At 59.5% G+C, this 8,361-nt stretch carries 8 protein-coding genes; 2 read left to right on the top strand and 6 right to left on the bottom strand.

Annotated features, from left to right (window positions below):
• Positions 1–263 precede the first annotated feature (263 nt).
• Positions 264–1,820 (bottom strand): carotenoid isomerase, encoded by a 1,557-nt coding sequence (gene crtH / locus NW843_RS03850; protein ID WP_414522166.1) that lies wholly within the window; start codon positions 1,818–1,820, stop codon positions 264–266.
• Positions 1,821–2,023: 203 nt separating this feature from the next.
• On the opposite strand from crtH, the gene NW843_RS03845 reads away from it, so the two are divergent.
• Positions 2,024–3,043 (top strand): Rieske 2Fe-2S domain-containing protein, encoded by a 1,020-nt coding sequence (locus NW843_RS03845; protein WP_414522165.1) that lies wholly within the window; start codon positions 2,024–2,026, stop codon positions 3,041–3,043.
• On the opposite strand, the gene NW843_RS03840 is transcribed toward NW843_RS03845, so the two are convergent.
• The gene (locus tag NW843_RS03840) at positions 3,026–3,976 is read right to left on the bottom strand and encodes an ABC transporter permease (RefSeq protein ID WP_414522164.1); all 951 of its coding nucleotides are present in this window, start codon (positions 3,974–3,976) and stop codon (positions 3,026–3,028) included. The two genes, NW843_RS03845 and NW843_RS03840, sit on opposite strands and share 18 nt — an antisense overlap.
• Positions 3,970–5,100, bottom strand: coding sequence for an ABC transporter ATP-binding protein (locus tag NW843_RS03835; protein WP_238376942.1), 1,131 nt, complete (start codon positions 5,098–5,100; stop codon positions 3,970–3,972). Before NW843_RS03835 ends, NW843_RS03840 begins: the two co-directional genes overlap by 7 nt.
• A gap of 288 nt (positions 5,101–5,388) precedes the next feature.
• Between NW843_RS03835 and NW843_RS03830 the strand changes: the two genes are divergently transcribed.
• Positions 5,389–6,354: an acetamidase/formamidase family protein gene (locus NW843_RS03830; RefSeq protein ID WP_414357635.1), complete on the top strand. Its 966-nt coding sequence runs from the start codon at positions 5,389–5,391 to the stop codon at positions 6,352–6,354.
• A 44-nt stretch (positions 6,355–6,398) separates the two neighbouring features.
• On the opposite strand, the gene NW843_RS03825 is transcribed toward NW843_RS03830, so the two are convergent.
• The 3 genes from NW843_RS03825 to NW843_RS03815 all read right to left on the bottom strand — a co-directional run bounded on the left by NW843_RS03825 (position 6,399) and on the right by NW843_RS03815 (position 8,330).
• Positions 6,399–7,262 carry a PD-(D/E)XK nuclease family protein gene (locus tag NW843_RS03825; protein WP_414522163.1) on the bottom strand — a complete coding sequence of 288 codons (864 nt, stop codon included), beginning with the start codon at positions 7,260–7,262 and terminating at the stop codon, positions 6,399–6,401.
• Between the two features lie 238 nt (positions 7,263–7,500).
• Positions 7,501–8,040 (bottom strand): hypothetical protein, encoded by a 540-nt coding sequence (locus NW843_RS03820; RefSeq protein ID WP_414331790.1) that lies wholly within the window; start codon positions 8,038–8,040, stop codon positions 7,501–7,503.
• A 53-nt stretch (positions 8,041–8,093) separates the two neighbouring features.
• Positions 8,094–8,330, bottom strand: coding sequence for a hypothetical protein (locus NW843_RS03815; protein ID WP_414351743.1), 237 nt, complete (start codon positions 8,328–8,330; stop codon positions 8,094–8,096).
• Positions 8,331–8,361 lie beyond the last annotated feature (31 nt).

The following is an 8,361-nucleotide window of genomic DNA, read 5'->3' as shown; positions in this document are numbered from 1 at the left end:
GAACAGTGATGTTCAGCAGTGTTCAGCGTAAATGTATCAGATACTGAATACCGAGTTTGAAGAGGACATCTGTGTTGATTCTGGACAATGTCCTGATTCAAAGGCCTACAGCCTGCTTTCGGGAACGGACGCTATCTTACTGGCTAGCGTCTCATTGTTGTTTGAATTGACCATCAACTGCCTCCCAAACCCTCTGCGCCGCTCAACCCTCATCCCCTGCCCCTCTCCCAGAGGGAGAAGGGAGTAGCAAGGAGAAGGGCAACCTAAACCAAATCCGCTGCCACCCGGTGGGCGCAGGCAAAGCCGGAGAAGGCAACGGCATTGAGCCCTTGGCCGGGGAAGGTGCTATCCCCCACGCAGTACAAGTTGGGGATGGCGGTGCGATTGAAGGGCATGCCCAGCAAGCCCCAGGGATCCCGGCTGGGGATAGGCCCATAGGTGCCGTTGCTGCGGCTCAAAAAGCGGCGGTGGGTGCGGGGGGTGCCTATCTCCTTCAGTTCAATGTGGGATCCCAGTTGGGGCCAAAGGGCCTCCAGGCGGCGGATGAGGCGGTCGGCGGCTTGCTGTTTTTGGATCTGGTACTGGCTTGGGTTCAACCCTTGCCAGGTGGACATCCAACTGGGGGTAAAGGCATGAACAATGTGGCGGCCCGGGGGAGCCAGGTCGGGATCCAACAGGGTGGGGATGGAGACAAAAAGGGTGCCCTGCTCAGCCTCCATCTGATCCCAATCTTCCAGGAGAATGTGGTGACAATGGCATTCGCCGGCCAGGGCCTCGGCCCGCACCCCCAGGTGCAAGCTTAAAAAGCTAGGGGATTGCTGGTAGCGTTTTTGCCACTGCCGCTCCGCCCTGGGCAGGGATCCCGGCCATAGGCGCTCAAAGGTGTCCCAGCGGGTGGCATTGGAGATGATTGTGCGGGCAAAGAGCTTTTCCCCGCTGGCCAGCTCTACACCCACCGCCCGACCTCTTTCTTCCAGGATCCGCCGCACGGGTGCTTTGTAGCGGATCTGCCCGCCATGGGCCTCTAGCCCCTGGGCCAACTTTTGGGCGATCTGCCCCACCCCCCCTTTGGGATAGTTAATACCGCCGTAGTGTCGGTCACAAAACACCATCCCGGCATTGATGATGGGCGTGCGATCCGCTGGCACCACCGACCAGCAGTAGCACTCCATATCCACAAAGCGCAGCAAATCCGGATCCCGCAGACAGCGCCGCGCCACCTGGCCCACATTCACCGGCAAATAGCGCGCCAAGGTCAGGCAGCCGAGGGGATTGCCCACAAAAGACCGAAATAGATAGCCCCACTCCTCCAACGAGAGCAGCTCCATGGCGTTGAGGCTGTTGAAGATGGGCCACAGGCTGTCGTAGAACCGGCGAATGCCGGCGGCTTCCTGGGGAAAGTAGCCGGATAGCTCCTGCAAAAACTGCTCGTAATCCCGGTGTACTCGGGGATTCAGCCCCTTGGGCAGGTGGTAGGCAATCTGCACCGGATCGGGGATAGAGTCTATGGACTGGCCCACGGCTGCCAAGGCGCGGGTCAGCAAGTTGGTGGTACCCTGGGTGCCCAACCCAAAGATCATGGAAGCGCCCACGTCGAAGCGGTAGCTCCCCTTGCCTAAGGGATCCGGACGCTCAAAATAGCCGGCACTGCCCCCTGGAATGAGGTATTTTTCCAGCACCAGCACACGGTATCCTTTGGCGGCCAACTGGCTGGCCGCGACCAATCCCCCGATCCCCGCACCGATGACGATGGCATCCCAAGCAGGGGAAGGGGTGTACAGAGCCTGCAAGAGGGTCTGAGAAGGCAAAGTTGAGGTCAAGGGATCCCTCTGGAAACTCAAACGCAAGATCAGTATCTTTACCGTACCAGAGGTTCTAGGGTTTCCCCATGAGTTGAGCTCCCCTGGGAATGAGTTTGCCCAGATCTGCAAGATCCCCAAATAGAGATTGTGGCGCGGGCTACGGAACCGAATTCACGAATTTGCTATACAGAATCCGGCCACACGACACAGATGGTTTTGCCATGTTGGTGACCCAGCATCCTGTCTTTCGGCGCTTCTGGTATCCGGTGATGCCCCTCAGCCTATTGGAGCAGGGATCCCCGCAACCTTTCGAGCTGCTGGGGGAAAAGATCGTCCTTTGGCTGGACGAGGCCGGACAGCCCCAGGCAGCCGCAGACCGCTGCTGTCATCGATCGGCTCAATTGTCCAAGGGGATCGTTGGCAACGGCCACCTTCGCTGCCACTACCATGGCTGGGAGTTTGATGGCACGGGAGCCTGTGTCAAGGTGCCGCAACTGCCGGATCAGGCCCGCATCCCAGAGAGCTACCGCATTCCCGCCTATCTCTGCCAGGCCCGCTATGGCTATGCTTGGGTGTGCTTGCATCCCCAGCCTCTACGGGGGATCCCGGTCATCCCAGAAGCCGAGGATCCCAGTTACCGGCTCATCCACGAGTTCTACGAACGCTGGGAATGTGCCAGCTTGCGCATCTGCGAGAACGAGTTCGATGCCGCCCACATCAGCTTTGTACACCAGAACACCTTTGGCAGTATGGAAGACTTGGTACCCAGCCACTTCGAGGTCGAGGAGCTGGACTACGGGATCCGCACCCGCACAGTGCTCGGTGTAGCCAACCCAGAGCTGCAACAAAAAAACCTGGGCATTGCTGCCGCCAAAACCGAGCGCACCACCACTTCAACCTGGCATTTGCCCTTCACCAACCACCTTCACATCCGCTACCCCAATGGCCGCAGCCATGTCATCGTCAACATCCCCACCCCCATCAACGACCGAGCCTCCCAAGTGGTGCAGTTTTGTTTGCGCAACGACACCGAAGCCGATACCCCAGCCGCCGAGGTTATCCGCTTTGACCGGGCTGTAACTTTGGAAGACAAAGCCATTTTGGAGACCACGGATCCCGACGTTCCTCTCACCCTCAGCGCCGAACAGCACATGCTCACCGATAAGCCCGGGATCCTGATGCGCAAGCAACTGGCGGCTTTGCTCAAGGCCCACAGCAGCTCCTCAAACCAGATTTTCTAGGCTGCGGGTGCCAACATACCGGCTGTAGGCGTAGATCAACCCCAGGGTGAGGCCGGTAACCAAAAAGCTGAGGGCCGCCCCGAAGGGATAGTCCAGGCTGGAGCCAAACTGCAACTGAATCACATTCCCGATCAACAGCGTTTTGCTGCCCCCCAACAGATCCGGCACTACGAACATGCCAAAAGCCGGGATCCCCACCAGAATGAGGCCCGCCGCCAGTCCAGGCAAGGTCTGGGGCAGAAGCACCCACCAAAAGACCTGCCAACCCTTGGCATAGAGATCCCGTGCCGCTTCCGCCAGCCGCCAATCGATGCGCTCCACCGCCGTGTACAGGGGCAAGACCATGTAGGGCAAAAACGTATAGACCATGCCCAGATAAACCGCCAGCCAACTGGGATACAGAGCCGTTTGCGGTGGGATCCAGCCCAGCCAGGCCGCCAAGCGAGCCGGCCACCCTTCCGGGGCCAGCACCACCATCCAGGCATAGGTGCGGATCACCAGGTTCGTCCAAAAGGGCACCACCACCAAGGTGAGCAACAGATCCCGTTGTCGGGGTGGGTGGGCGGCAATGAAGAAAGCCAATGGGTAGGCCAGCAGCACGCAAAAAAAGGTGGTCACCCCCGCCACCAGCAGGCTGCGGCCCAAGATCTGCCAGTAGATGGGCGTCCATCCCAAGGGGCCAAAGCCGAGAATGCGCAGATAGTTCTCCAGGGTCAGGGGCAGTTGAATCTGGCCAAACTCCCCGCGACTGAGAAAGCTGCACACCAACAGCAACAGCCCCGGCAGCACCAGAAAAACCATCACCCACAGCACCCCTGGCCCAGCAAAAATTAGGCTGCGCCCCAACTCCTGCCAAGGGGTGAGCAGCTCCCCAAATCGCACCTGGGCTTGGCCAGGGATCCACTTGCCCACAGGAGATGGCAGCTTCAACATCCAGTCTCCTCCTGACGGGGATCCGGTCGCAAACGGATTAGGCTTTTCGGGGGTAGGTGGGCCACCAGCGCTGCGCCGATCTCAAACCCTGCATCCTCAATATCGGTGTTGAGGGCCGTGGCCTTGAGCTGCTGACCTTGGTTTGTCCGCAACAGGTATTGGTTCTCAGCCCCAGTGTAGATGAGGTTTTCCACCCGCACCGGCACCTGGTTGGGCAGCAGATCCCAGCCGCTGCGAGAGAGCTGGATCTTTTCCGGGCGAATAGCCAATTGCACCGGTTCCGAGCTGGCCGGGATCCCCAAGACCTTCAGCTTTCCCAAGGGCGTATCCACACAGTCCGTCCCACAGGCGATCCCCTCGATCAGGTTGCTGGCCCCTAAAAAGTCGGCTACGAAGGCCGTCGCCGGGCGCTCGTACACCTCATCGATAAGGCCCACTTGCTCAATGCGCCCCGCCCGCATCACCGCCACCCGGTCGCTGGTCACCAAAGCCTCTTCTTGGTCGTGGGTAACAAAAATAAAGGTCATGCCCAGGCGGCGCTGCAACTCGCACAACTGCACTTGAAGCTGCTTGCGCAACTTGGCATCCAAGGCCGACAGCGGCTCATCCAACAAGAGCACCTCCGGCTCATTCACCAAAGCCCGAGCTAAGGCCACCCGCTGCTGCTGTCCTCCCGACAGCTCATGGGGCTTCCGCTTGGCCAGAGCTGCAATCTCCACCAATTCCATAGCAGCCGCTACCCGCTTGCGCAGAGCTTCTCCCCGCACACCCCGCATGCGCAGGCCGAAGGCGATGTTGTCCTCCACCGTCATAAAAGGGAAAAGGGCATAGCTCTGGAACACGGTGTTGACATTGCGCTTGTGGGCGGGCAGGTGGCCTACCGGGCGACCTCGAATCACCACTTCCCCAGCATCGGCCATCTCCAGGCCGGCCAGGATGCGCAGCAGGGTGGTCTTGCCGCAGCCGGAAGGGCCCAGCAGGCCGAAAAACTCCCCCCGCCGAATGTTCAGCTCAATGCCATTGAGGGCCACAAAATCGCCAAAACGCTTGTAGAGGCCCGCCACTTCTACATCCCAGTCGGGATCCCGGACGGTGGAAGTACTGGAGATGACACTCGCGATCACAGTTGACAGCGCTGATAAAACCATCTAACCCAGTATGCAAGTCTCCGAGAAAATTGCAGTTATCCTCCACACCAGGGGCACCAGTTCCACGCTCAGCCCTGCAACCGGGGATCCCTGCCCACAGCCCTTCAAGATAGCAAGTCAAGATAGCAAATGTGGGGAACATTGTCGCCACGCCACCCCTGGGCAAACAGTAGCCAGAGATACCGGCTTGAGGAACAGTCTAATTCAGGATTGGAGGGGATTTTTCTTTAGATTGAATGGGTCTTTTGCAAGGGATCCCTGGCCGTGCCCGTTCACACCCTCAAAGCCACTCCCCATACCGTCCACTTGGGCGGCTTTTCTTCCCAACTGCCCCCGGCCTTGTATGTGCAATCGGGCGATGTGGTGCAGGTGGAAACCTACTCGGGGTTCGCCCACTACGGCAAAGCGCCGGACCGTTTCTTCACGCCCGAATTCCTCGAAATTTGCCAAACCTTGCCTGCCGAGCGCCGAGTGGGGCCGGGCCCTCATCTGTTGACCGGGCCGATCTACGTTGAGGGAGCTGAACCTGGAGATGTGCTGGAAGTGCGCTTGCAAGCGATCACCCCCCGCTTGCCCATCGGTTTCAATGCCATCCGTCCCGGATGGGGGGCTTTGCCCGGAGAATTTGATCAGCCGCGACTGCGCTTCATCGACCTAGATATAGACCAGGGGGTAGCGGAATTTCCTCCCGGCAGCGGCATCCGCGTCCCCATTCGCCCCTTCTTTGGCATCTTGGGGGTGGCGACCGAGGAAACCAGCCGCAGCTCTATCCCCCCCGGCAACTATGGTGGCAACATCGACAACCGCCAATTGCAGGCGGGATCCCGAGTTTTTTTGCCGGTCTTTGTGCCCGGTGCCCTTTTTTCGGTGGGGGATGGCCACTCCGCTCAAGGGGACGGAGAAGTTGATGTAACGGCCATTGAAACTTCCATGAATGGCACTTTGCAGTTGATCCTGCGCAAAGATCTGCCGCTCGAGGCACCGCTGGCGGAAACCCCGACCGATTTCATTACCATGGGCTTTGCCGAGGATCTGGATGCGGCCTTTGAGATTGCCCTAAGGCGGATGATCGATTTTCTGCATCGGTTTGTCGGCATTGGGCGAGAGGAAGCCTATGTGCTTTGCAGCATTGCTGTCCACTTCCACATCACGCAGGTGGTGAACAGCCCCATGAAAGGTGTGCATGGGTTGCTGCCAAAACAGATCCTGCCCCGCCCTACCCTGATCTAATCGGATCTAATCGCGTCAGCGGGGCGGAGTCCTTACTGCTCCCATTACTGCTCCCAATAAGTATCGGCGATGGGATCCGCAGGTGTCGCGGGCTCCTGCATTGGCCAGACCCAATCCGTGAGGTCTTGAGAGGGGATCCCTTCCGGTAGCAGCCCATGGCAGCGGGAGCGAAACAGACAACTGTTGCAGCGCTCAGTGTGGGGGGTCATGGGAAAGTCTTGCGCCTCCAGTTGCCGCAGGTGGTTCAGAGTGGCTCTTAGGTAGGCCAGGTCTTGCTCATAGGCGGCGGCGCTGTAATACCGGTGGAAGGGCTGCTGCGGATGTTGCACATACCAAAAGGTCAGTTGCACCTGCTCCGGCTCAAAAGGGCCTTCCAGGGGCAGCTGCTGGGCCACCTCGCAGAGCAGCAGAGGGTAAAGGCGCACCTGCCAGTCTTGGGCCAACTGTTCATCGCGAGGACGTTGACGCTCAGTTTTCCAGTCCAGGATGTGCAGGGATCCGGGGATAATCACCAGCCGATCCAAACGGGCTATCAACTTAAAGCCCTCAATCCATTGCCACAGGGGCAACTCCGCCAACACCCGTCCCTGGGGATGGGCATGGGAGCTGGCCAAGAACACCTGCCACCACTGCTGCACCCCTTCATCCAGGCCGGACAAACGCGGCTCCACCTGCCGCCCGCGGCTGTGCCACTCCACCAAACGGTGAAACTGCCGTCCGCGCCTCTGCTCCAGCTCGTGCTCAAAAACACTGGCAGCGGGCCAGATCAACCGCTCCAGGTACACATAGCGAAACAGGCGGGGGCAATGGTCCAGCAGGGCCAGTGAAGAGGCGGAGAGGTTGACCTGCTCAAAACTCAACCTCTCCAGAGAAGGGGCAGCAGGGATCCCAGACAAAGTGCTCCGCACCGCTGTCGCGAAGGGGAAGAGCTGGCAAGAGGGGGCTAAGTTCCACTGCTCTCAGGATACCCCCACCGCCACCAGGGGTCGCCCAGCGGAGGAGATCATTTCCAACCTGCTCCAAATTTCCATCCTGCTGCTCCGCAACGCTTGCGCAGAAGGGCGTGGGCGGGATCTGGACTGCAACCGCCCGCTGGAGCTGGGATCCCTGTCGGGATGGCTAGACCCGGAACCGTCTGTGGTTGCGCTAGGTTCCCACCGGACTTGCCCAGACCCAGATGGCGACCATCCCATCCCAGAGCAACAGAAGCAGAGCAAAACATCCTAGGAGCCCGTACATCCAAGGCTGAACGTAGGGGCGCAGCCCGCCAATCTCCAGTTGAGCGTGCCGTCGAATCTCAGCCAACAGCTGCTTGAACCTGGTCACCCGCATCGGCAAAAGTACGCGATCCCCCCCTCGGCTGACCAAGTAATACACCATACCACCCTGGCTGGTGGAGCGGGGCTCAATGCGCTCGATATCGGCCCACCGGATCTGCCACTCCTGCCGCACAAAAGGCGGCACCCAACTGGGGTAGGTGGCCTGCATGCCCTCTTCGTCCAACTGAATCTGCTGGCTCAGGGATCCCAGGACTACCCCCCATCCCAGCAGCAGAGCAATCCAAAGGGATCCCAGCTCAAGAGGTGTTGCCTGTTGCCGAGCCAGCAGGATGGGTAGGGGCAGAACCAGTCCCCAGTACAGAGCCTGCACAGCGCAGCGAATTAAGGGAGAGATGGGGAAGGTCATCGTCGGCAAGATGAGGCTGGCTTTATCAAACTTAAGATAGCGCTAGATAGCGCTTAAAAAGGCACCTCCTCCTCCAAGGACTCCGTCCCGCTGAGGCGAACGGCAAGCTGAGAAGACTGCTCACGCCGGTAGGACGGATTCCTTACTGCATTGGGAAAGTCTACGGGATGAGGACTCCGCCCCGCTGACGCGGACGGCTCTGCTCCTGTTGGCGAGCCGTAGGTCTCACCGGAGAGCAGGTCAGGGGATCCCTCGGCTTCTATAGCCTCTATTGAGGAGAGCTGATACATTTACGCTGAACACTGCTGAACATCACTGTTC

This window comes from Synechococcus sp. R5-12, from assembly GCF_047502655.1.
GTDB lineage: Bacteria > Cyanobacteriota > Cyanobacteriia > Thermostichales > Thermostichaceae > Thermostichus.
The sequence above is the reverse complement of the archived record's forward strand: the minus strand, read 5'-3'. Positions and strand labels throughout refer to the sequence as shown.